Source organism: Bradyrhizobium sp. CSA112, assembly GCF_029051645.1.
Classification (GTDB): domain Bacteria; phylum Pseudomonadota; class Alphaproteobacteria; order Rhizobiales; family Xanthobacteraceae; genus Bradyrhizobium.
In genome coordinates this window covers 509,417-530,008 of the sequence record NZ_JAACFS010000003.1, presented here as the reverse complement: position 1 = coordinate 530,008, position 20,592 = coordinate 509,417, and the positions used below count along the sequence as shown (strand labels likewise).

24 protein-coding genes and 1 pseudogene are annotated in these 20,592 nt (G+C 62.8%); 16 read left to right on the top strand and 9 right to left on the bottom strand.

The window, feature by feature from the left end; translation table 11 throughout:
- The 4 genes and pseudogenes from GWE18_RS09995 to GWE18_RS09980 all read left to right on the top strand — a co-directional run.
- A pseudogene (locus GWE18_RS09995) lies at positions 1 to 223 on the top strand (flagellar biosynthesis protein FliO); the annotation flags it as partial.
- The gene (gene fliP, locus GWE18_RS09990) at positions 220 to 975 is read left to right on the top strand and encodes a flagellar type III secretion system pore protein FliP (RefSeq protein ID WP_275185577.1); all 756 of its coding nucleotides are present in this window, start codon (positions 220 to 222) and stop codon (positions 973 to 975) included. The pseudogene GWE18_RS09995 and the gene fliP, both read left to right, overlap by 4 nt.
- A 226-nt stretch (positions 976 to 1,201) precedes the next feature.
- The gene (locus GWE18_RS09985) at positions 1,202 to 2,185 is read left to right on the top strand and encodes a GGDEF domain-containing protein (RefSeq protein ID WP_275185576.1); all 984 of its coding nucleotides are present in this window, start codon (positions 1,202 to 1,204) and stop codon (positions 2,183 to 2,185) included.
- Positions 2,186 to 2,347: 162 nt separating this feature from the next.
- Entirely contained in the window at positions 2,348 to 2,680 is a 333-nt protein-coding gene (locus GWE18_RS09980) for a copper-binding protein (protein ID WP_275185575.1), read from the top strand.
- Positions 2,681 to 2,824: 144 nt separating this feature from the next.
- Here GWE18_RS09980 and GWE18_RS09975 read toward each other — a convergent pair whose 3' ends face one another.
- Entirely contained in the window at positions 2,825 to 3,016 is a 192-nt protein-coding gene (locus GWE18_RS09975) for a hypothetical protein (RefSeq protein WP_057849687.1), read from the bottom strand.
- Positions 3,017 to 3,710: 694 nt separating this feature from the next.
- Here GWE18_RS09975 and GWE18_RS09970 point away from each other — a divergent pair.
- On the top strand, positions 3,711 to 5,105 hold the full coding sequence (locus GWE18_RS09970) for an FAD-binding oxidoreductase (RefSeq protein ID WP_275185574.1): 1,395 nt from the start codon (positions 3,711 to 3,713) through the stop codon (positions 5,103 to 5,105).
- Positions 5,106 to 5,151: 46 nt separating this feature from the next.
- Here the strand turns inward: GWE18_RS09970 and GWE18_RS09965 are convergent, their stop codons facing one another.
- A complete protein-coding gene (locus tag GWE18_RS09965) occupies positions 5,152 to 5,388 on the bottom strand; it encodes a hypothetical protein (protein ID WP_275185573.1) in 237 nt (78 codons plus the stop codon).
- A 267-nt stretch (positions 5,389 to 5,655) separates the two neighbouring features.
- Between GWE18_RS09965 and GWE18_RS09960 the strand changes: the two genes are divergently transcribed.
- The 3 genes from GWE18_RS09960 to GWE18_RS09950 are packed head-to-tail and all read left to right on the top strand — an operon-like array spanning position 5,656 to position 7,120.
- Positions 5,656 to 6,117, top strand: a complete 462-nt coding sequence (locus tag GWE18_RS09960) for a hypothetical protein (RefSeq protein WP_275185572.1) — start codon at positions 5,656 to 5,658, stop codon at positions 6,115 to 6,117.
- A complete protein-coding gene (locus GWE18_RS09955) occupies positions 6,114 to 6,788 on the top strand; it encodes a helix-turn-helix domain-containing protein (RefSeq protein ID WP_275185571.1) in 675 nt (224 codons plus the stop codon). Before GWE18_RS09960 ends, GWE18_RS09955 begins: the two co-directional genes overlap by 4 nt.
- 41 nt (positions 6,789 to 6,829) lie before the next feature.
- Positions 6,830 to 7,120, top strand: coding sequence for a hypothetical protein (locus tag GWE18_RS09950; protein ID WP_275185570.1), 291 nt, complete (start codon positions 6,830 to 6,832; stop codon positions 7,118 to 7,120).
- Positions 7,121 to 7,132: 12 nt separating this feature from the next.
- Here the strand turns inward: GWE18_RS09950 and GWE18_RS09945 are convergent, their stop codons facing one another.
- The gene (locus GWE18_RS09945) at positions 7,133 to 7,483 is read right to left on the bottom strand and encodes a DUF1488 family protein (protein WP_275185568.1); all 351 of its coding nucleotides are present in this window, start codon (positions 7,481 to 7,483) and stop codon (positions 7,133 to 7,135) included.
- Between the two features lie 74 nt (positions 7,484 to 7,557).
- Entirely contained in the window at positions 7,558 to 11,355 is a 3,798-nt protein-coding gene (locus GWE18_RS09940; protein ID WP_275185567.1) for a tetratricopeptide repeat protein, read from the bottom strand.
- A gap of 387 nt (positions 11,356 to 11,742) precedes the next feature.
- Here GWE18_RS09940 and GWE18_RS09935 point away from each other — a divergent pair, with 387 nt between their 5' ends.
- Both GWE18_RS09935 and GWE18_RS09930 read left to right on the top strand, forming a co-directional pair.
- On the top strand, positions 11,743 to 11,964 hold the full coding sequence (locus tag GWE18_RS09935; protein WP_057849287.1) for a hypothetical protein: 222 nt from the start codon (positions 11,743 to 11,745) through the stop codon (positions 11,962 to 11,964).
- A 5-nt stretch (positions 11,965 to 11,969) separates the two neighbouring features.
- The gene (locus tag GWE18_RS09930; protein WP_275185566.1) at positions 11,970 to 12,413 is read left to right on the top strand and encodes a hypothetical protein; all 444 of its coding nucleotides are present in this window, start codon (positions 11,970 to 11,972) and stop codon (positions 12,411 to 12,413) included.
- Between the two features lie 46 nt (positions 12,414 to 12,459).
- Here GWE18_RS09930 and GWE18_RS09925 read toward each other — a convergent pair whose 3' ends face one another.
- From GWE18_RS09925 to fliL, 4 genes are read right to left on the bottom strand one after another with little or no spacing between them, the layout of a single operon-like run.
- Positions 12,460 to 13,230, bottom strand: coding sequence for a flagellar protein FlbB (locus tag GWE18_RS09925; RefSeq protein ID WP_275185565.1), 771 nt, complete (start codon positions 13,228 to 13,230; stop codon positions 12,460 to 12,462).
- Positions 13,227 to 13,664, bottom strand: coding sequence for a DUF6468 domain-containing protein (locus GWE18_RS09920; RefSeq protein WP_275185564.1), 438 nt, complete (start codon positions 13,662 to 13,664; stop codon positions 13,227 to 13,229). The genes GWE18_RS09925 and GWE18_RS09920 overlap by 4 nt, the downstream gene beginning before the upstream one ends.
- Positions 13,661 to 14,863: a flagellar motor switch protein FliM gene (gene fliM, locus GWE18_RS09915; RefSeq protein WP_057849290.1), complete on the bottom strand. Its 1,203-nt coding sequence runs from the start codon at positions 14,861 to 14,863 to the stop codon at positions 13,661 to 13,663. The genes GWE18_RS09920 and fliM overlap by 4 nt, the downstream gene beginning before the upstream one ends.
- A gap of 18 nt (positions 14,864 to 14,881) precedes the next feature.
- Positions 14,882 to 15,373 (bottom strand): flagellar basal body-associated protein FliL, encoded by a 492-nt coding sequence (gene fliL / locus GWE18_RS09910; RefSeq protein WP_275185563.1) that lies wholly within the window; start codon positions 15,371 to 15,373, stop codon positions 14,882 to 14,884.
- A gap of 388 nt (positions 15,374 to 15,761) precedes the next feature.
- On the opposite strand from fliL, the gene flgF reads away from it, so the two are divergent.
- The 6 genes from flgF (at position 15,762) to GWE18_RS09880 (ending at position 20,143) form a co-directional block, all read left to right on the top strand.
- A complete protein-coding gene (gene flgF, locus GWE18_RS09905; RefSeq protein ID WP_275185562.1) occupies positions 15,762 to 16,526 on the top strand; it encodes a flagellar basal-body rod protein FlgF in 765 nt (254 codons plus the stop codon).
- Positions 16,527 to 16,544: 18 nt separating this feature from the next.
- Positions 16,545 to 17,333 (top strand): flagellar basal-body rod protein FlgG, encoded by a 789-nt coding sequence (flgG, locus tag GWE18_RS09900; RefSeq protein WP_275185561.1) that lies wholly within the window; start codon positions 16,545 to 16,547, stop codon positions 17,331 to 17,333.
- Between the two features lie 10 nt (positions 17,334 to 17,343).
- Positions 17,344 to 18,432 carry a flagellar basal body P-ring formation chaperone FlgA gene (gene flgA / locus GWE18_RS09895; RefSeq protein ID WP_275185560.1) on the top strand — a complete coding sequence of 363 codons (1,089 nt, stop codon included), beginning with the start codon at positions 17,344 to 17,346 and terminating at the stop codon, positions 18,430 to 18,432.
- Between the two features lie 5 nt (positions 18,433 to 18,437).
- On the top strand, positions 18,438 to 19,190 hold the full coding sequence (flgH, locus tag GWE18_RS09890) for a flagellar basal body L-ring protein FlgH (RefSeq protein ID WP_275185559.1): 753 nt from the start codon (positions 18,438 to 18,440) through the stop codon (positions 19,188 to 19,190).
- A 189-nt stretch (positions 19,191 to 19,379) separates the two neighbouring features.
- Positions 19,380 to 19,835, top strand: coding sequence for a YidB family protein (locus tag GWE18_RS09885; RefSeq protein ID WP_275185558.1), 456 nt, complete (start codon positions 19,380 to 19,382; stop codon positions 19,833 to 19,835).
- A 44-nt stretch (positions 19,836 to 19,879) separates the two neighbouring features.
- Positions 19,880 to 20,143 carry a GlsB/YeaQ/YmgE family stress response membrane protein gene (locus GWE18_RS09880; RefSeq protein ID WP_275185557.1) on the top strand — a complete coding sequence of 88 codons (264 nt, stop codon included), beginning with the start codon at positions 19,880 to 19,882 and terminating at the stop codon, positions 20,141 to 20,143.
- Positions 20,144 to 20,292: 149 nt separating this feature from the next.
- Here the strand turns inward: GWE18_RS09880 and GWE18_RS09875 are convergent, their stop codons facing one another.
- Complete coding sequence (locus GWE18_RS09875; RefSeq protein WP_275185556.1) at positions 20,293 to 20,550, bottom strand: DUF3551 domain-containing protein; 258 nt, start codon at positions 20,548 to 20,550, stop codon at positions 20,293 to 20,295.
- Between the last annotated feature and the right edge of the window lie 42 nt (positions 20,551 to 20,592).

Sequence of the window (20,592 nt, the reverse complement as noted above, 5' to 3'; positions counted from 1 at the left end):
GTCGAGCGCCGACCAGAATCTCGCCGAGATGGCGCAGCGGCTGGAAGCCGCCCTGCGCCGCCCTGCCGAGCCGGTAGCGCCGCCGGTTGCGCCGGAGACGCCGCCCGCCCGTACTTCCCGCAGCGAGCCCCCTGCTCCCGCAGCCGCCCCGCAAAAGAGCGGCTTCGAAAATCTCGAAGACGAGATGGCGTCATTGCTGGGCCGTCCGAAGAACCCTTCGTGAGGCCGGCGACTTCTCCGCGTAGAGTTTTACTTTTCTTAATCCTGACCGCCGCCGGATCGCTCGCCGATCCGGCGCTGGCGCAGGACATCAGCATCAATCTCGGCCAGGGCGGCGGCGGCGTTACCGAGCGCGCTATCCAGTTGATCGCGCTGTTGACGGTGCTGTCGATCGCGCCCTCGATCCTGATCATGATGACGTCGTTCACGCGGATCGTCGTCGTGCTGTCGCTGCTGCGTACCGCATTGGGCACCGCGACCGCCCCACCCAATTCCGTGATCATTGCGCTCGCGATGTTCCTGACCGCGTTCGTGATGGGCCCCGTCCTGCAGAGATCCTATGACGACGGCATCAAGCCTCTGGTCGCCAACCAGATCGGGGTCGAGGAAGCGCTGCAAAAGGCCTCGGTGCCGCTGCGCGGCTTCATGCAGAAAAATGTTCGCGAAAAGGATCTGAAGCTGTTCGTCGACCTCTCCGGCGAGCCGTCGCCGGCGACGCCGGAAGACCTGTCGCTGCGGATTCTGGTCCCGGCCTTCATGATCTCCGAACTGAAGCGCGCCTTCGAGATCGGTTTCCTGTTGTTCCTCCCCTTCCTGATCATCGATCTCGTGGTCGCATCCGTCCTGATGTCGATGGGTATGATGATGCTGCCCCCGGTCGTGGTGTCGCTGCCGTTCAAGTTGATCTTTTTCGTGCTGGTCGACGGCTGGTCGCTGGTGGCGGGAAGCCTGGTGCAGAGCTATGGCGGCAGCTAGGGGCCGGCCCTCCGGATTCCATCGCGAATAGGTCAATATTAGTTACGTATTTGCTGCGGAGTTTCCAAGGGAATTTAAGGTCAGATTAGTTCCTTCGTGCACAATGGATGCCAGGGAAACGATTTCCGCAGCAAAAGCATCACCGGGTCAAACGATGGCAGGGCAGCCGATCGGCGATATGGACGTAGAATACGCCACGACAATTGCCGACCGGGCTATTCGGTTAATGTCGCAGCAGTCCGTTCCTGCCACCCCCACCAATTTCGCCGTCTGGTTCGAATATTCGCTGGGCAACTCGCTGGCGCTGCGAAAGACCATCGATATTCTGATCGCGGGCAAGCGCAAGTTCGACCCGGCGATCAACCACGAACTCTACATTACCTATGTGGCGCCGCAGTCCGGGGGCGACTCGCTGGGTGACCTTCCCGATCAATTGAGCGGCCTGATCGCCACCGCCCAACAATTCCTCAACACCGCCGTCACCGATAACCAGACCCACATCAAGGCGCTCGGCGAAGTATCTTCGGAAGCCGCGGCCACCAGCGATCCCCGGACGATCATTGCGAAACTGGTTGACGAATTGTCAAAGGCGACGGCGCGGGCCGCAACGCTGGAGGCAAATTTCGCCGCCACCTCGGAGGAACTGGACAGCATCCGCGACTCGCTGAAGGCAGCCGAGCAACGCTCCAACACCGATGCGCTGACCGGGCTCGCCAACCGGCACTCGATGGATGAATTCCTCCGCCTCGCCCAGATCACGGCCATGGAAAAGGACGAGCCGCTCAGCGTTTTCCTGATCGACATCGATCACTTCAAGAAATTCAACGACGATTACGGCCATCAGGTCGGCGACCAGGTGCTTCGCCTGGTCGCAAAGGTCTTGCAAGAAGGTGTTCGTGAGGTGGATCTGGCAGCCCGTTACGGCGGCGAGGAATTGATCGCGGTGCTTCCGGGCGCCGATCTCGAGGCTTGTACGTCGGTCGCCGAACGCATTCGCCGTCGCATTGCAGAAGCGAAATTGACCCGCCGTGCAACCGGCAAGGAGATCGGCAGCATCACGGTTTCGATCGGGGTGGCGCAATTCCGTCTCGCCGAATCCGCGGACGCCATGATCGAGCGCTGCGACCGCGGGCTTTATCAAGCCAAGCGGCTCGGCCGCAACCGCACGGTGACGGAAACCGAACTCGAGCCCGAGGCCGGCGCGGCCTAGAGCTTCATCGGTTCTGATTGAATCAGAACCGCGCCTTCATCCCTTTGTCATTTGCGGAATTGCCCGAATTCGCGGGGGAGAAAAAGCCGCAATCCCGCCCCGGCGTGGAACAAAAGCCGCAATCTCGGCTTATCGCAGATACCCTACAGCCGGGAGTATTTCATGAAAATCGCAGGGATGATTATGGCTGCCACCGCGGCCCTCAGCATCGCCGGGACGTCGGCTCTTGCCCAGCAAAAGACTGGACTGGTGACCAGAATAGATCGGATCAGCGGCACTATCTCCATCAAGGATATGCCTGATGGCACCACTGGCGCGAACACCGGCGCCGCGACCGAGGAATTCAAGATCCAGGATGGCGCGCGGCTGAACGCCTTGCACGCTGGCGACAGGGTTACCTTCGACGTGAGCGACACGGCGGGGACCAAGACCATTACGAAGATCGACAGGGCGGAGGCGGTCACGAAGATCGACAAGAAGAACGACAAGAAGTGAGACATTGCCGAGCGCCATCCGCCCAGTGATGTCTCGCCTCGATTGTAGAAAAGGCGAGGCCCGGAATGCCGCCGGAGTCCGGGCCTCTAATCGGAACTGCCCCAATCCGAAACAACGGGCCGCTCGGGCCAGAATCACTCCAGGCTAGCGCGGCGGCGACCGCTCGAGCGAAGCGCGAATTTCAGCGGCCGCCTCGTCGCAATACTCGTTCAACTTCTGGAATCGTTGCTGCAGCGCCCTGAGTTTTACGGCGCGTTTCGCCGGCCCTTCCCGGTCAATATTGAATCTATCGGCGGGCGACGGACGGGACTCCGCGGCCGCGAGCGCCGCTCGCATCGATGTGTCGTGACCGTTGGTGGAAGACATTTCTGCACGCCTCACAAATTGGAATTCGGCCGGATTCGATCCGGTGGAATTTCCGTGTGGTCATGCGCTGGCCTTGTGAGTTTGCACCGTACAGTGTGTTGCTTGGATGCCCGGACAGGGTCGATTTAGTGGCAAAAAAGGATGCTTGCGGCGAATGAGCGGCACGACCTCGTAGTCTTACGGACTTTCTGTCCACGATTAGGATGCAATCGGCAACCACCATTGCCAAATTGAGTCGTTTGTTGCTTCAGCGATAGTTCGATATGCCCGTCCAGCCTTCAGAAACCGCTCTGCCGCCGCGCTGCGAGATCTGCGGCGCAGGTACGGCCCAGATCGGAAAGCTGCCCCGGATCGGACTGCGCCCGCTTATCTACGTTTACAAGTGCGACGCCTGCAACCAGATCACTTCGATCGAGCCCGATCGGCACGACAGCCCCACCATTAGCCCCACTGTCACCCCGCCGATGCCGAAGTCGCGCACCAAGAAGCCCCCGCACAGAACTCCCCGGCGACAGCCGCACTGATCGCCAGTCACGGGATCGCGGTTTCAGAGCGCGCCTTTTGCGCGTGCTAAAACGCCGCGATTGCGGCTGAACCGGGTTTCATCTCGGGAATGCCGCATGTATAGCTTCGACCAAACTCCGCATTAAGAAGAGGCAGGGGCATGTCCGAGGGCTTCATCGACGAACTGCGCGGCTCACTCGACAAGGGCGCAGTACTGTCAGGCGGTGACATCGACGCGCGCTATTATCATGATCTCGCCGGCAATCCGGTGCCGAAACCCCGCGCCGTCGTCCGCCCGCGAACGACGGCGGATGTCTCCCGCCTGCTGCGGCTCTGTCACCGCGAAAGTGTCCCCGTTACGACGCAAGGCGGCATGACCGGGCTGGTCCGCGGCGCGCTGCCGAATGCGAACGAAATCGTGTTGTCGATGGAGCGGATGAACAGCGTTGAAGAGGTTGACGCCTCGGCCGGCGTCGCCATCGTACAGGCCGGCACGCCGCTGCAAAAGCTCCAGGAGCGGGTCGAGCAGGACGGCCTGATGTTTCCGCTCGACCTCGGCGCGCGCGGCAGTCGCACCATCGGCGGCAACATCTCGACCAATGCCGGCGGCAACCGCGTCATCCGCTACGGCATGACGCGTGACCTGATCCTCGGCCTCGAAGTCGTCACCGCCGACGGCACCGTGCTCAAAGGCCTGCGCAAATACATCAAGAACAACACCGGCATCGATCTGAAGCAGCTTTTCATCGGCAGCGAGGGCATCCTCGGCGTGGTAACGCGCGCTGCGCTACGCGTCTTTCCCGCACCGGCGGAGCGGCAGGTGGCGCTGTGCGCGTTGCCCTCGTTCGGGCAGGTCACGACATTCCTGAGGATGGCGCGGGAAAGTCTCGGCGGCGAACTGACCGCATTCGAAGTGATGTGGAATGCCTATTACCGCCTCACGGTCGAGCGCGTGAAGGGCGTGACCGGGCCGCTGCCGACCCATCACCCATTCTACGTTCTGCTGGAGGCTTCCGGCAGCGAGCCTGCGCGTATCCATGCAGATCTCGAGAAACTGCTCGAGACGGCAATGGGCGATAACCTGATCCTCGACGCCACGCTCTCGACCTCCAATGCATCCGCCGCCGCGATCTGGCGCATCCGCGATTCCAGCGTCGAGCTGGGCCGCACCTTTCCTTACACCGCCCGCGTCGGCTTCGATGTCAGCCTCGCCATCGGCCGGATGGAGGAATATGCCGACACGATCGGATCGCGGGTCAGAGCCATTGATCCCAAAGCGTTTGCGATCGTGTTCGGGCATGCCGGCGATGGCAATTTGCACGTCAACGTGCATCACGACCACACGCCCGACAAGCACGATGAATTCGAGAGGCTCGTTTACGACATCACGGGCGAATTCGGCGGCTCGATCTCGGCCGAACACGGCATCGGCATCCTCAAGCGGCCCTACCTGAAAATGAGCCGCACCGAAGAGGAAATCGAAACCATGCGCACGCTCAAGCGCGCGCTCGATCCGAAGAACATTTTGAACCCGGGACGAATTTTTACGGTGTGAAGACGTTTAGAGCAGTCAAGCCCTGCCGGACGCTCGCAACTGCCCCTCACTCCTGGAAATTATACTGCTTGGAGAGGTGGTCACCGATCTGGACCAGCATGGCGACACATTCGGGATAGCCGGGCTTGGCGATGGTGGCGTCATCAGCCTGGGCACGGAATTCCCAGCTATCTCCATCGCGAAGCACGGATATGACGATGCCGTCGGGGCAATCGGCGTGAACCTTCAATTCGGCCCGTGCCATCGCGATCAGTTCGGCTTCCGTCTTGGCTGGCTTGCTCATGTAACGGCTTCCCCCCGGCTATAAGTTTCCCCGCAGGTTGCCGTCTCGAGCGGCCTCTGTCGAGGGCTAACGGAACGCCGCGCCATCTCGTCGCGCACGACCCATAGGGCCGCTGCTTTTTGCGACCCTGGTCGAGGTGACGAAGGGCCGATCCGTCAGCGCGCGCCACCCAATCTATTTCAGCGAGCGCTCCAGCGGCGGAACTTGACTCCATTTTTTGTAGTATGTACTATATTTTTTGTATCATGTAGAATTGGGAGGGTATCGATGACGACGATCGCATCCGACACCAGCTACGCGAGCGCCCGTCATTTCTGGCTTGGCATGGCGGCCTACATCGTCCCCACCTTCCCCGTCGCGTTTGTCTGGCATCTCGTCCTGTTCGAGCAACGCTATCACGCGCTCGGCATCTACCGTGCCGATCCCATCATTCCGTTCGGATTGGCCTCGATGATCATTCAGGCCGGCATTTTCTCGTGGGTTTTTCCCCGCCTGTTTCCGCGGGATCGCAATTCCATCCTCAAAAGCGGGCTGTTGTTTGGGTTGGCGGCGGGCCTGTTGTCCTGGTCGTTCACGACGCTCGCAGTCGCTGCAAAGCATCCGATGTCGTCGATCACGGATTACGTTGTCCTCGAATCCGCCTTCACGCTTGTGCAGTTCCTGATCGTGGGCCCCTTGATGGCCCTCGCCCATCGAACCTCGGGGATCGACCGAACAATGGTCTCATGAGCAAACTCCACTATCCGCAATTCTGCGCGCTCGCCCGCGCAGCCGAACTCATCGGCGAGCGGTGGACATTGCTGATCATCCGGGAGCTGTTGCTGGGACCGAAGCGTTTCGGCGATCTGCTGGATCACCTCGATGGAATGAGCCCCACTTTGCTCGCCTCGCGCCTGACCGAGTTGATCAACAGCAACATCGTTCGCAGGATCACATTGCCCAGGCCGGTCAACGCGCAGCTCTATGAACTGACCGAGATCGGCCGCGAGATCCAGCCGGCGATCCGGGAATTGATCCGCTGGGGCGGCCGCTTCCTGTTTCCGCCCGTTCCGGGCGACGCGTTCGAGCCGGATTGGGTGCTGCTGGGTCTCGATGCCATCGCCAAGCGCACGCCCGTGCCAGAGGTAAACATCGGTCTCGTCGTCAGCCACGGAAGCAAATCGGCGCCTTTCACAATCGCCGGAGGCCTGGCTGGAACGACGATCCGGAGGGGCCTGGCGCCCTGCAAGGGATCGCTGGAAGCCCCGTTCGACGCGGTACTTCAGATCATCGGCAAGAGTGTATCGCTCGAAGAAGCGGTGGCATCGCAGCGTGCGAAAGTCCAGGGATCGACCACGCTGGTTCGCAAGCTGCCGCAACTGTTCGACCTGGCCGAACGCCGGCGGGCATCGGCGGAATAACAAGATGAAAGTGAAGCCATCACAACGGCATGGAGGCAGTCATGAAGAAATTCGTTTTGCTGCATTACGGGTTTGAGAAACCCACCCCGGATATCATGGCGGCTTGGGGCAAATGGTTCGAGACGTTCAAAGACAATATCGTCGACAATACCGGCCCATTCATCGGCGGCCGCGAAATCTCGAAAGCAGGCAGCAAGGAATTGCCGTTAGGACGTGATTCGATTACCGGGTTCACCATCGTGCGCGCGGGCAGCCTGGATGACGCTGAGAAGATGGCGCAAGGCAACCCCTACATATCGAGCATCAGGATCTACGAAGTGATGTCGCGATAGCGTTGCAGCTTTTCAGCCCATCTGGTGGTGGGCCGCCGGTTCATTCGACGGCCCTGATGTGCTCCGTGAGGGAGCGCCTTTGATGTGCTTGGTGAAAATACGGACGACCTGACCTTTAACGACCGGCCCGCGGTCAAAGAGGTCCGAAGCGATCTCCTCCACGGCGTCCCGCAGAGCCACGAATTGCGCCTGCCTCGCGATGCTCTCGGTGCCCCTGACACCTCCGAGCTCATCCATAGCGGCATCGCTGATCTGGCATTCGACCGTCTCGCCGTCGTTTAGCATGGTGAACTTGAACGCGAGGCGTTCGTTGTCGTGTCCAACAATTCGGTCCCGGGTCAACGGCATCAGGAAGCGGCTCAAGAAGACGGAAGAGAGATGCTGGGTCTCTAATGCGCCAACTCGTCAAAAGTTGGCCGAACCTGCGGCCGAATCCGCTACTTGGCCTGCTTCTTCAGTTCGATCCGCCTGATGCCCGATATCGCGGGCAAGGCGCCGGTGTGGACCGGCTCGGCCCCGGAAATTTCCGGCGACAGTGGCGCGCGGGCGGTGGCGTCCGGGAAGCGGATCTTCATTTCGCGGATGAAGCCGTCGAGCGTATCGACGCTGGCGGCCATCTTGGCGATCAGGGCGAATTCGGCGCTGTTCGAGGCGGCCGGCTTGCTCGCGGTCTCGAACGCGAACCGGTCGGCCTCGCCGGTCATCAGGGGCGCGTATTTCTCGCGGAAACGGGCCAGGCCGATCGCGTCCCCGGCCAGCGCATAGCCGACCACGGCACGGATCACGTCACTCTTCTCGGCGGCGTTCAGCGGTTTGAAATCCCGCCAGCGGTCGGCGTAGTACAGTTCGATCTGTTCGGATGCCTCCCGCCACTGCCGCGACGCCCAATAGATGTCGGAGCGCAGCCGGATCGCTTCGCGGCCGGTGATGTTGGAGATGATATCGAGCGCGAGGTCGTGGCGACCGATGTCGCTCTGCGCGCGGGCCTCCAGCAGCAGCCGCTGCTGCCGCAGTTCGCCGGAGAGATCGGCGATCCGCGTCAAGCGCAGCGCCATGATCGCCCGGTCGGGCTTGCGGTTGGTCAGGTAGACCATAGCAAGGCGCGCCGCCACCTGCGCGCGCGCGGCTCCCTCCAGCCGCTTGTCGACCTGGTACTGCAGCAGTTCTGCGGCCTGGTCGAGCAGGTCGACCGCGGCCAGCCGATCGGCGAGACGCCGGATCATCTCGTCGCCGCGCCGACCGATCGGCGTCAATTCGCGATACTCGTAGAACATGGCCAGCGCGTCGACCGGCTTCATGTCGTCGCCCTTCGAGCCGAGATAGAGCTCCGCGAACAACGCGGACGCCGCGTCCTGGCCCTGCCGCGACGGTTCGGAGTTCGGCTGCAGCTTCGTTGCGGTCTTGGCGGCGGCCAGCGAGTCGGCATAGCGACCGCTTTCGGCGTAGATATGGACGAGTTTGTTCAACGTTCTCAACTCGATCGCGTCGCCGCGCCAGGTGACTGACAACGTCTCCAGTTCGCGGAGCAACTCGGCCTGGGCGAGTTCGCCGCGCTTGTGCCGCAGCAGGACCTCCAGCAGCGTCGCCTCCGCCGATGCCTGCCGGTCGCGAGACTGTGCCGCGAATTTGTAGGCGTCGAGCGCGTCCTTGTCGTGTCCCAGCGCCTCGGCGAGGCGCCCGCGCAGCACCGCGATCTCGGGCTTCATCTCGCCCGGAATGCCGATCACCTCGAGTTCGCTGCGCCGCCGCGAGGCACCGGCATAATCCTTCACCTCGAGCGAGGCCCGCATCGCATCCGCGGTGACGATGCGCTGCAGTTCAAGTGGCAGAGCGGCGATCGAGAATTCGGCATTCTTGAACTTTTCACGCGCGTCCGCCCATTTTTCCTGACGGGCGAACGCGAACCCTTTCCACAATTGGGAATCGTAGCCGTTGCCGACCGCCGGATTGGCAAGGTCCTTGAGCGCCCGCTCGGGATGGCCGATCAGGATGCTGGCGACCGCATGCACCATCAACACGCTGGCCTCTTCGCTCCCCTCGTTGGTCTCAGAGAGGATGAGGTTGGTCACCCCTCTCGCCTCCTGATACATCCCGCGCGACATGTAGAAATTGGCAAGCTCGAGGCGGGCTTGCATCTTTTGCCCGGGCGCCGCGGCGGCCGCAGCCTTGATCAGCACATCCAGCCGCGGGAGGAATTTTTCTTCCCGGTTCTTGCGCCATTCGTTGGCGTCGAACAGTGGCCTCACCGCCGCGGTGGCGCGTTCGGCCGCGACATCGGCCGATGACAGCGTCAATCCGCCGGGCCGGCCGAGCACTACCTTGTCAGCGCCGACCTCGGCGTTGATGTCGTCGGAGTTCGGATGCACCACCACGCCATGCACGGATTCCAGCAGCGACAGCTCGACGAAATCCTGCCGCTTGATGAGGCCGCGAGTCGGCGGCGGCGCGGTGACGACTAATAGCGTATCGCCGGCGTCGGGATCGACCAGCCGGTGCATCACGCCGAGATTGGCCAGCGGCACGGTGACACTGGCGAGCGCGGGATCGGTAATGTTCCGCAGCACCATCAGCGGCAGCGGCGGCGTCTGGCCGCGGTCCGCGAAGGTCAGCGTCCATTCGGCGCCGTTGGCACGGCCTTCGCTTTCGAGCGAAGGGATCTGCGGCCGGTTGAGACGGATGCGGACGGCCTGGCCCTTCTCCAGCGGCAGCCGGCTGATATCGCCGATGATGGCGCCGCCCTTGGCGCGGAACGGTTCGATATCGATTGGTTTGGTCTGGTCGAACACCAGCCACACCGTATCGGCGCGGCGGAACAGCGCAGCCGGGGTCGGCGCGGCAAAGGAGAACGTCACGCGCAGGCCGTCGCTGTCACGCCTCGCCTCGACAGTGGCTGCTTTGTCCCTGGCGCCGCTTTCGGGCGGCGGACCGGAGGCCGCCGGCGCCGCCTTCTTCGACGGCTCCGCTGCAGGTGGAGCCTCTTTGGATGTCACCGGCTTCGCAGTCTCCGCAGCGACAGCCTGGATCTGCTCGACGGGCTGGTCCGCTTTCGCAGCTTCCGCCGGAGGCGATGATTTCTCCGGCACCGCCGCCATCTTCTCGGGCGCAGCGGTCGCGTTGTCATGGGCCGGCGGCGCCTTGTCGGCGGCAGGCGTTGCGCCTGCAGCTACCGCCGGCGTTTCGGCCATCTGCGCGGGCTTGATCTCGATCCTGGCCTGTTCGGCAATCATCTCCGAGGTGACGGGCGTAATTTCCGCCGGCTGCAGCGGCGCCGATTCCTTCGAGGCCTTGTCGCGCGAAAGCCGCGAGGCAGGCCCCGGCTTGGCCGGTACGACCGGTTTGGCCGCGGCATGCGGCTCGGCCAACACGGGCTTTTCCGCCTGCTGGAAGGCGACATCGATCACATAGTTCTTTTCCTCGCGGAAGGAATGCACGTCGACCTCGCCGATCAGCACGATGTCGACTGCGGAGGAGTCGACGTCGGCCCGCTGACTAATCGAGGCGATGTTCGGCGGCGCCGCCACCTTCGCATCCGCCAGGTCGAAATTGAGTACGCTGTTGAACTGCAGCGTCAGCTTCTGTTCGTTCAGCACCGACGACACGTTGACGCCGTCGGGCATCTCGAACACGAAGCGGACGAAGGTCGGCTGCACCGAGGCGCGGACCCGCACCGGCGGCCTCTTCTTCGCGGCTGCCACCGCCATCTGCGCGCGCAACGCCCGCTCGGCGGCGCGTGCCCGCTCCGCCAGTTCGCGCACGACCGCGGCAGGAAGCGCGGGCGGCGGACCGGTCCAGCTATCGGGCAGGAAGTCGACGAAAATCCGCTCCCCCGCCGTCATGGTGTTGACGGTTGCCCGCCGCGCCAGCGACAGGCGGATCGCCATGCCGTCGGGATCGCGCCGCGCCGAGCCGACATAGTCGGGAACGGCGTCCGACAATTTGTCGACGGGAATAGCCACCGGGCGCTTGAAGTGGATGATGATGATCGAACCCGCGGTCGAAACGTCTGACTCGACGTCCTCGGCCAGCTTCAGCACCAGCCGCGCGAAGCCGCCTCCGGCCGTAAAGGTCGCCTCCCCCCGGACCGGATCTTCGGCACGGCAGGGTTGCGAGAACGTCAGGGCAGCGAATAGCAAAGCAAGAGCAAGAGGTTGGCAGCAATTGTGAAGGCAACGCTTCGCCGTCCGCGCCAATGCGCGGCCCGGCGACCCAATTTCAGCGGCAGCCCTTCGCCCCATCCAAAAAATCTCGTGCCTCAATGAATTCAGCGGCGAAGCGCTCTCGCCCCCGCGTTGGAATCTTGGATTGGCCGGCTTAAGGCTTTGTTAACGTCAACTTATTGATTTCGTTGAAGGGGCAGATGGACGCCCCGCTAGAGCGCAGGATGGGTCGGAATTCGGCCTCTTCTTGCGATCATCCGCAGACGCCGCCGGCTCGCGGCTTCGGCAATCGCCAGAGCCGCGCTCGCGCCACGATCATCATCTTTAATCTCGCGAGGGATGGAACCAACATCAGCCATCCCGTCTTAGGGAAATGATAGACCCGGGACGCAGGGCCGGCAGTCAAACAACCAACGCTCCCGGGTCGCCAAACCTGCCTCAGGCAGCCAATTCGGAGTGCGTGAAATGGCAACCCAGATCGTGATGGATCGTACAGGCGACACCCGGCATACATTCGACGTCCATGATCGCGCGGAGGTCGAAAAGGCCGAGCGGCGTTTCAAGGAGTTAACCGGCGCAGGCTTTACAGCAGCGGTTCGGTCGGGGCCCGGCGAGCAACGGGTTATCCGCTCCTTTGACCCGACGGCGGAGGAAACGCTGTTTTATCCGCGGCTTGTTGGTGGCTGACAGCGGTGACCCAGCAGATCATCCTGGCGCTAAGCTCGTTTATCCTGGCTTTGCTTGGCACGGTGCTGCTTTCGGCGCTTTCGCTGGTAGTGGCGCGATCTGGTTCCTGCAGCAAATCGTTCCGCTTCGAAACTGAGGCGCGAGCCCTCTCGCTCTTGAAGGGTTGGCTCTCGCCGAAGCAGCGCGCCTGCTACGAGCGATTCCGATATTTCGACGTCATCGGCAGCGACACCGGGACACGCTATCGGATACACCACGGCACGCAAACGAACATCGAGGAACTCAACTGCACGGGCCACCATGTCTGCAAATGGTGCTTTGTTCCGGATGGCGACCTCGTCGCAGGCGATGTGATGCTGGCGCAGAAGATCGCCCTCGAAACTAACGAGCGCGGCGCGCTTGCCGTGGCCCACCGCTCGTTCGTTTCGTCGGGGTCGCGCAGGTTCTGACCGGGCGGCGCCAATGCGCTTGTTGCCGGACCGCCGGCATCAGGCGTCAATTGGGTTTTTGCTGCAGGATCTTGCCTTCGATTTTCGGCAGTTCGGCAACGGGTGCGGATCTGTCGGTGCCGGCGCGGCGGGCCAGTTCGACCGTCAGCCGTTCGGCCGCTTCCGGCTGCATCAAGCCCAGGATATCCGACATCTTGCGCGGCGCGATCTGGGAGGCGATTTCGTAGAGCACGGACATTTCCAGCCGGTCGAACACCTTGGCGGCGTCCTTCGGCTTCATGCCCTCGTACATCGTGATGATGCCCTTGAAGCGGGCGGCGTCCTGTTCGGCCTTTTGCCCCGCCGCGGTCGAGATCTTTGCCTCGGTCGCCTTCATTTCCTCGACGCGGCCCTCGATGCGCTTCTCGGCTGACTTCAAAAGGCTTTCGCGAATTTCGATTTCTCGCGCGCGTTGCTCCAGTTCCTGGCGCCGCGCCTGCAGCCGTTCCAGAATGGCGCGCTCCGACGGCGACACCGATTGCGGGTTCTGGTCGGGAAACACCACGACGCCGTCGGGCTTCGGCGCCTCGGTAGCAGGCGCAGCCGGCTTCGGCGCCTCTTCCTTCTTGACCGAGCCGGTGATGTCGGCGGGATCGGCCTGCGCCCTGCCGGGATAACCCAGATTGTCCTGCGCCCAGGAACGCTTGGCCGGCGCGCTGACCTGATAATCGAACACGTATCCGCCGTCGATCAGGAGGCCCGCGACCTTCAGCACAGCAAGGCCAAAGATCGCGACCAGCACGACCGGAATGACGCGGATGTCGCGAAACGATTTCATGCGGCGAGGCCACTGGCCCTTCTGCGTTCGGAGAATGCCTCAGCCGCGGCGGCAACCGCCTTGGCGGATGAGATCTTGGGCGCTGCGGGTTCGGCCTCCTGGGAAGGCCGCGCCGCGATCGCGATCTTGGACAGACGACGAATGACGCCATCGCCTTCAGCCAGCATGTTCTTCAGATGCCCCGCCATCTGCGTCGCCGCCGTGAGCTGGCTGCCGAGATTCTCATTGACGTCGCGCACGGTGTGCTTGAGGCCGCCGATCGCCCGCTCGGCGATTTCGGTCGCGGTGATCAGTTCCGCGATGGTGGCTTTCAGCGAATGCTCGTCCGCCTTCAGCCGCTTCAACCGCTTGTTGAGCAGCATGCAATAGCCGATCGTGAGCATCAGCAGCATCGCGACCAGACTCTCGATTACAATGCCAAGGGAATGACTCATTGTGCCTCCATCAACTTGGTTTGTTCGTCGGCCTTCTCGAACATCGCGAAGGTGGTATTGGGTTTGCGCAACTGCTTGGTAACGCGGATGGCGACGCGGTCGCCGACCCGGCCCATCCGCCCTTCGGTCAGCGTGACGTTGCCGCAGCGGACCGACACCAGCGCGTCGGGACGCATCTCCAGCGGCAGGGTGTCGCCGACCTTCAGCTTCATCAGATGCTTGAGCGGAATGTCGGCTTCATACAGCACGGCATCGACCGATATCTCGGCCTGCGCCACTTCGGTCGCGAAATGTCCTTCCCAGATCGGATCGCGGCCGAACTTTTCGCCCATGAACATCTGCAGCAGAACCGGACGGATCGGCTCGATGGTCGCGTAAGGCAGCAGCAATTCGATATTGCCGCCGCGGTCTTCCATGTCGATGCGCAGCCGCACCAGGATCGCGGCGTTGGCGGGCCTCGATATCGCGGCGAAGCGCGGGTTGGTTTCCAGCCGGTCGATCGAGAACGTCACCGGCGACAGCGGCCGGAACGCCTGCTCGGCGTCGGCCAGCACTACCTCGACCAGCCGCTTGACCAGGTTGGTTTCGATCGTGGTGTAGGGCCGCCCCTCGATCCGCAACGAGGTCTGGCCGCGGCGGCCGCCGAGCAGCACGTCGATGATCGAATAGATCAGGCTGGAATCAACCGTCGCAAGACCGAAATTCTCCCACTCCTCGGCCTTGAACACGCTGAGCACCGCCGGCAAGGGAATTGAATTCATGTAGTCGCCGAAGCGGACCGAGGTGATGCGGTCGAGCGAGACTTCGACGTTGTCCGAGGTGAAGTTGCGCAGGCTCGTGGTCATCAGCCGCACCAGGCGGTCGAACACGATTTCGAGCATCGGCAGACGCTCATAGGACACCATCGCGGAATCGATGATGGCGCGAATGCCGGAATGGTCGTCGAGGTTGACGTCGCCGACGGTGAAGCCGAGCAGATTGTCGATTTCTTCCTGCGACAGAACCCGTTCGCCGGAATTCTTGTTGCCGAACTCGCGGCCGCCATCCTCGACCATGGCCGCCCATTGCAGCGCCATGCTCTCGGAGAGTTCATTGGCGGCAGCTTCTTCCGCGGCCGCTGCGGGATCCTCGGAATCCAGGGAGGCTTCCCATTGCGCAGCAATGGCGTCCTGGTCCATCTGGTCTTGGTTGCCGGCCATGATGCTAGATCCGTCCCATCACTGCACGACGATTTCCTTGAACAGCACGGCGCTCACCTGCTGCGGCGCCACCGCGGTGTTGACCCGCTTGGTCAGCTCTTCCTTGAGGCGAAACAGCCCGGCCGAGCCATTGATGTCGGAGGGACGCAATTCGCGCAGGTAGGTCTGGAACAGGTCGGTGACACGCGGCAGGTTCGGCTTGATGCCCTCGACGTGCTTCTCGTCCTTGATCTCGAGCACGACCTTGACGCGGAGATATTGCACCCGCTCGCCGGGGGCGCCGACCAGATTGACCATCATGTCGGGCACTTCGACGAAGGACGGCGGCTTCGGCGGCGGCGCTTCGGCGTGCTTCTCTTCGCCATGGCCGCGCAGCAGGAAGAACCAGCCGGCGCCGGCGCCGAGGATGGCGACGAACCCCGCCACGGCAATGATCAGCTTAAGCTTGCCCTTTTTCGACGATGCGGCTTCTGCGCCGTCTGCGCCTTCCGCCTGCTCGTTGTCAGCCATTGCCCCGCCCGCTTCGATTCCGAAAAACGAACGCGGTTGCCACCAGCCTGGGTAACGAAGCCCCCACAACGCGAAACAAAAGCCGCCAGCGCACACGCGCTCTCTACACCTGCAACGCTAGGGTAATAATGGTTAACGGAACCTTTCCATTAGCGCCCAAGTAGGAAAAATCTGCCGGGCAAACATGGTCAACAAGACCTTTCTGCCGCCCGCCCCGCGCCCCGAAAAACGCCCAACCCCTTAGAAAATCGCCACTTCCCGACTTGGCACAGCTTTCGCTGAGTAACCGGCGTGACCTGCCGGCTTGGGAGAGCCCAAAGGTTTACGACGGATCCGGACCGCGGGCTTGGGAGAGCCTGCTTCGGATCGATCAAGGGGAGAACCACCGATGGAGAATATGCTTCTCGTCGGACTTTCACGGCAAATGACGCTGGAACGGCAGTTGGATGTCGTCGCCAACAACGTCGCCAACATCAACACGACCGGCTTCAAGGCCGACCGGTCGCTGTTCGAGGAATATCTGCGCTCGCCGGCGCATGAAGACAATTTCGTGCGCGCCGACCGCCGCGTCTCCTTCGTGCAGGACCGCGCCACCTTCCACGATTTCTCGGCCGGCCCGTCCGAGCAGACCAAGAACCCGCTCGACGTCGCGATCGACGGCGGCGCGTTCCTGGTGGTGCAGACGCCGGCCGGCGAACGCTACACCCGCGACGGCGGCCTGCAGATCAACAACCAGGGACAGCTCGTGACCGCGAGCGGCGATCCGGTGCTGGGTACCTCCGGCCCGATCGTGTTCCAGCCGACCGACAAGGAAATCAGCATTGCCGCCGACGGCAACGTCACCGTGCTCGAGGGCACCGGCCGCACCGATTCGGTTCGCGGCAAGCTGCGACTGGTCAATTTTGCCGACGCGCAGAAGCTCGTGAAGGAAGGCAGCAACCTCTATTCCGCCGGCCAGGGCGTCGCCGCGCAGCCCGATACCACCTCGCGCGTGCGCCAGGGTTACATCGAGAAGTCGAACGTCAATTCCGTCCACGAAATGAGCCGCATGATCGAGATCACGCGCACCTACACGCAGATCTCGGCGATGCTGCAACAGCAGCACGACCTGCACCGAACCGCAGTCGAAAAACTCGCCGACGTTCCGGCATAACGCTTAAGGAATAGATCGATGCGCGCACTCTACACAGCAGCGACCGGCATGGCGGCACAGGAACTCAACGTTCAGGTGATCTCCAACAATATCGCCAACATGCGCACCACCGGCTACAAGAAGCAGCGCGCGGCGTTCCAGGACCTGATCTACGACCATGTGCGCCGGGTCGGCGCGCAGGCTTCCGACCAGGGCACAATCCTGCCGGTCGGCGTCGATATCGGCGGCGGTGTCAAGACCGTCGGCACGCCGCGCCTGATGGGCCAAGGCACGCTGTCGCCGACCGGCAACGATCTCGACGTCGCGATCCGCGGCGAAGGTTTCTTCAAGATCCAGGTGCCCGACGGCACCTACGCCTACACCCGCGACGGCTCGTTCATGATGGACGCGCAGGGCCGTGTCGTCACCGCCCAGGGCAATCCGGTGCAGCCGACGATGACGATCCCGCAAAATTCCTCGCAGATCACCATCAACGCGCAGGGCCAGCTCACGGTGATGCTGCCGGGCTCGACCACGCCGACGCTGGTCGGCCAGATCGGCCTGACCCGCTTCATCAACAAGGCCGGCCTCAACCCGATCGGCGACAACCTGTTCACCGACACGCCGGCCTCCGGCACGCCGCAGGATGGCGTCGCCAACACCGACGGTTTTGGCGACATGCAGCAGGGCAATCTCGAACAAGCCAATGTCGAGGTGGTGACCGAAATCTCCGACCTGATCGCCGCCCAGCGCGCCTATGAGATGAACGCCAAGGTCGTCAGTGCGGCCGACCAGATGCTGCAATCCACCTCCAACATGTTCCGCTAAAGGACTGGTCATGACCGCCCGCGCCCTCCTTCTCGCCACCGCGCTGCTCGCCGGCCTTGCGCCCGCCGCCGCCCAGACCCGGCAGGACACTTTTGCGAGCCGCGACATCATCACGGCGCCGGTGCTGCGGCCCCATGTGCAGGTGTCGGCCGACATCGTGCGGATCGGCGACGTCATCGACAATGCCGGCAGCGCCGCGCAGATCGCGATTTACCGTGCGCCGGATTTGGGCACCACGGGCTCGCTTCCGGTGACGCAGGTGCTCAACACCCTTCGCACCCATCATGTGATCGGCGTCGACACCCGCGACCTGAAGGAGATTTCGGTTACGCGTCTCGCCCGCACGCTCGAAGGCAAGGACATCGAGCTACAGATCGCCCGCGCGCTGGAGCGGCGCAATGGCCTTGGCGACGCCGCCAACCTGTCGCTGACCTTCGACCGCGATCCCGGCGACGTCAGGCTCGACGCCGGCTTCACCGGCGGCATGCAGGCAAGCATGGTGCGCTACGATAGCCGCAACGGCCGCTTCGACGTCACCTTTGAAATCACCAACGAGAACGGCGCCGCGCCGGCCAAGTTGCGTTTCACCGGCACGGCGATCGAGACCGTCGAGGCCGCGGTGCTGGCGCGCAATGTCGAGCGCAATGAGATCCTGAAATCATCCGACGTGGTGGTCGAGCGCCGCCCGAAAGCGGAAGTCGGCGCTGATGCCGCCGCGCGCGACCGCGCGGTGGGCATGCAGGCCCGCCGCCAGCTCCGCGCCGGCCAGGCGATCCGGACCGCCGATCTCGCCAAGCCCGATCTGGTGCAGCGCGACCAGAACGTCACGTTGATCTACGATGCGCCCGGAATCTACCTCACCATGCGCGGCAAGGCGCTGGAAAGCGGCACCGAAGGCGACGTCGTCAACGTCATGAACCTGCAGTCGAAGCGCACGCTGTCCGGCACCGTGACCGGCCGCGGCCAGGTTTCGATCATGGTCGCGACGCCGCGCCCGGCGCAGACCAGCGATGCCACCTCTTCGCTCGGCGCCAGACCGGCCGCAACGCCCGTCGCCGTCGCCACCGTCAATTCGTCAGTCGCTCCAAAAGCCGAGTAATGTAAATGTCAGTCCTCCGTATCAACCGCATCCTTCTCACAGGCGCCATGTTGTCGCTGGCCGCCGTTGCGAGCGGTTGTTCCTCGATCGACCGTCTGTCGCAGATCGGCGAAAAGCCGAGGCTGACGGAGATCGAAAACCCGACCACGCAGCCCGGCTACAAGCCGGTGCAGATGCCGATGCCGAAGCCGGAGCAAGCTTCCTACAATGCCAACTCGCTGTGGCGGAACGGCTCTCGCGCCTTCTTCAAGGATCAGCGTGCGGCGCGGATCGGCGACCTCCTGACGGTGACCGTCAACATCACCGACAAGGCCAACCTGTCCAACGAGACCCAACGCAGCCGCTCCGCCAAGGAAGACTCGGGGATCACCGATTTCATTGGGTCAAGCACGATCACGCAGGCAAACAAGATCCTGCCCGGCAAGATCCTGACCACGGACTCGATATCGTCGAGCGACGGCAAGGGCTCGGTCAACCGCCAGGAAGCGTTGCAGACCAACGTCGCGGCCGTGGTGACGCAGGTGCTGCCGAACGGCAATCTCGTGGTCGAAGGCAAGCAGGAGATCCGCGTCAACTTCGAAATCCGTGAACTGATCGTCGCCGGCATCGTCCGCCCCGAGGACATCCAGAGCGACAACACCATCGATTCCTCGAAGATCGCGCAGGCGCGCATCGCCTATGGCGGCCGCGGCCAGATCACCGACGTGCAGCAACCCCGCTACGGCCAGCAGGTGATGGACGTGCTGCTGCCATTCTAGTTTTTCTTAGAGCTCCCACACTCCATTGCGAACCTAGGCGTGATGAAGTGTATCAACGCGGCCTCCGTCAGCTCCCCTGGCGGAGGCCGTGGTCGTTTCCGCGAGTGCTTCCTCGTACGGCCGCACACGCATTGGAACCGAAGCTTCCGCCCGGCGTTCCTGACAGCACCGAACTACAGGGAGCCGACCATGAGCCGCGGAATGCCATCGATGACTGCCCTTCTCGGGCTACTCGCCATTGCCGGATATCAGAACCGCGACAAACTGGCAGAACTTCTCAAGGGCGCTGGCGGCGGCCAGACGAATGCAGGCGCCGGTCAGCAGCCCCTGGGCGGCTTGCTGGGCAATCTGAGCGGGATGTTGGGCGGCGCCGGGGTTGGCGGCCTCCTCAACGGCGGGATCGGCGAACTGCTCGATAGGTTCCAGCAAAACGGCCAGGGCGACAAGGCTGAATCCTGGGTCAATCAGGGCCCGAACAAGGATGTCTCGCCCCCGGAATTGAAGCAGGCGATCGGCTCCGACGTTCTGGCACAACTCGAACAGCAGACCGGACTGTCGCAGGAGGAAATCCTGGCGAGGTTGTCGCGCGAACTTCCGGCAGCCGTCGACAAATACACGCCGGACGGCCGTTTGCCCGCAGCATGAATTGATGGACGTGACGTCGGCGCAATCAGGAACGGAGCATCGAGATGGGCATACTTTGGACGATCATCATTGGTTTCATTGCCGGCGTGATTGCCAAGTTCATTATGCCTGGAGACAACGAGCCCTCAGGCTTCATTCTCACCACTATCTTGGGCATCGTTGGCGCCTTCGTGGCGACGTATCTCGGCCAGGCGCTCGGATGGTACGGGCCCGGAGAAGGCGCGGGTCTGATCGGTGCGGTAGTCGGCGCCATCGTTGTGCTCTTTGTCTACGGTCTCTTCGCCGGCCGGCAACGGCGATCGATCTAAAGAGCTGGCTGATGGTTGGCGTCGGGCCTAGATCGGCGACGGCGCGCTCCTTCGTCCCCTTGCCAACCCGGACGCGACGCGATGTTCGACGGCCTCCGTCGGCTTCCCCGGCGGAGGCCGCAGTTCATTGCCATGCCGCTCGGACGATATCAGTTCGAACGATGACGAGGGCGGACTTTGACGAGCAGTTGGGCTTTGGCATTGAAGTGCCGATTGAGTCCACAGGAGGCCGTTCGGCCTGAAGCGCTCGCTTGGCACTGCGCGTAGGTCGAGAAGCTGCAGTCGCCTGCCCCGCCGGCGTATTCGTCGCCCTGAAGACAGTATGGATAAGTCTGTGCTGCTGACGGAGTTGAAGCGGTAGCGAAAATGGCTGCGGACGTCGCGAGAGCAATAACTACAGTACGCATTTTTCTCTCCTGCAATTTAAGTCGCCCGCTCCTTTCCTAGGC

Coding starts and splice junctions, on each gene's coding strand:
- GWE18_RS09985 (WP_275185576.1), top strand. CDS start 1,202: ATGTCGCAGCAGTCCGTTCCTGCCACCCCCACCAATTTCGCCGTCTGG.
- GWE18_RS09980 (WP_275185575.1), top strand. CDS start 2,348: ATGAAAATCGCAGGGATGATTATGGCTGCCACCGCGGCCCTCAGCATC.
- GWE18_RS09975 (WP_057849687.1), bottom strand. CDS start 3,016: ATGCGAGCGGCGCTCGCGGCCGCGGAGTCCCGTCCGTCGCCCGCCGAT.
- GWE18_RS09970 (WP_275185574.1), top strand. CDS start 3,711: ATGTCCGAGGGCTTCATCGACGAACTGCGCGGCTCACTCGACAAGGGC.
- GWE18_RS09965 (WP_275185573.1), bottom strand. CDS start 5,388: ATGAGCAAGCCAGCCAAGACGGAAGCCGAACTGATCGCGATGGCACGG.
- GWE18_RS09960 (WP_275185572.1), top strand. CDS start 5,656: ATGACGACGATCGCATCCGACACCAGCTACGCGAGCGCCCGTCATTTC.
- GWE18_RS09955 (WP_275185571.1), top strand. CDS start 6,114: ATGAGCAAACTCCACTATCCGCAATTCTGCGCGCTCGCCCGCGCAGCC.
- GWE18_RS09950 (WP_275185570.1), top strand. CDS start 6,830: ATGAAGAAATTCGTTTTGCTGCATTACGGGTTTGAGAAACCCACCCCG.
- GWE18_RS09940 (WP_275185567.1), bottom strand. CDS start 11,355: ATGGGGCGAAGGGCTGCCGCTGAAATTGGGTCGCCGGGCCGCGCATTG.
- GWE18_RS09935 (WP_057849287.1), top strand. CDS start 11,743: ATGGCAACCCAGATCGTGATGGATCGTACAGGCGACACCCGGCATACA.
- GWE18_RS09925 (WP_275185565.1), bottom strand. CDS start 13,230: ATGAAATCGTTTCGCGACATCCGCGTCATTCCGGTCGTGCTGGTCGCG.
- GWE18_RS09920 (WP_275185564.1), bottom strand. CDS start 13,664: ATGAGTCATTCCCTTGGCATTGTAATCGAGAGTCTGGTCGCGATGCTG.
- fliM (WP_057849290.1), bottom strand. CDS start 14,863: ATGGCCGGCAACCAAGACCAGATGGACCAGGACGCCATTGCTGCGCAA.
- fliL (WP_275185563.1), bottom strand. CDS start 15,373: ATGGCTGACAACGAGCAGGCGGAAGGCGCAGACGGCGCAGAAGCCGCA.
- flgF (WP_275185562.1), top strand. CDS start 15,762: ATGGAGAATATGCTTCTCGTCGGACTTTCACGGCAAATGACGCTGGAA.
- flgG (WP_275185561.1), top strand. CDS start 16,545: ATGCGCGCACTCTACACAGCAGCGACCGGCATGGCGGCACAGGAACTC.
- flgA (WP_275185560.1), top strand. CDS start 17,344: ATGACCGCCCGCGCCCTCCTTCTCGCCACCGCGCTGCTCGCCGGCCTT.
- flgH (WP_275185559.1), top strand. CDS start 18,438: ATGTCAGTCCTCCGTATCAACCGCATCCTTCTCACAGGCGCCATGTTG.
- GWE18_RS09885 (WP_275185558.1), top strand. CDS start 19,380: ATGAGCCGCGGAATGCCATCGATGACTGCCCTTCTCGGGCTACTCGCC.
- GWE18_RS09880 (WP_275185557.1), top strand. CDS start 19,880: ATGGGCATACTTTGGACGATCATCATTGGTTTCATTGCCGGCGTGATT.
- GWE18_RS09875 (WP_275185556.1), bottom strand. CDS start 20,550: ATGCGTACTGTAGTTATTGCTCTCGCGACGTCCGCAGCCATTTTCGCT.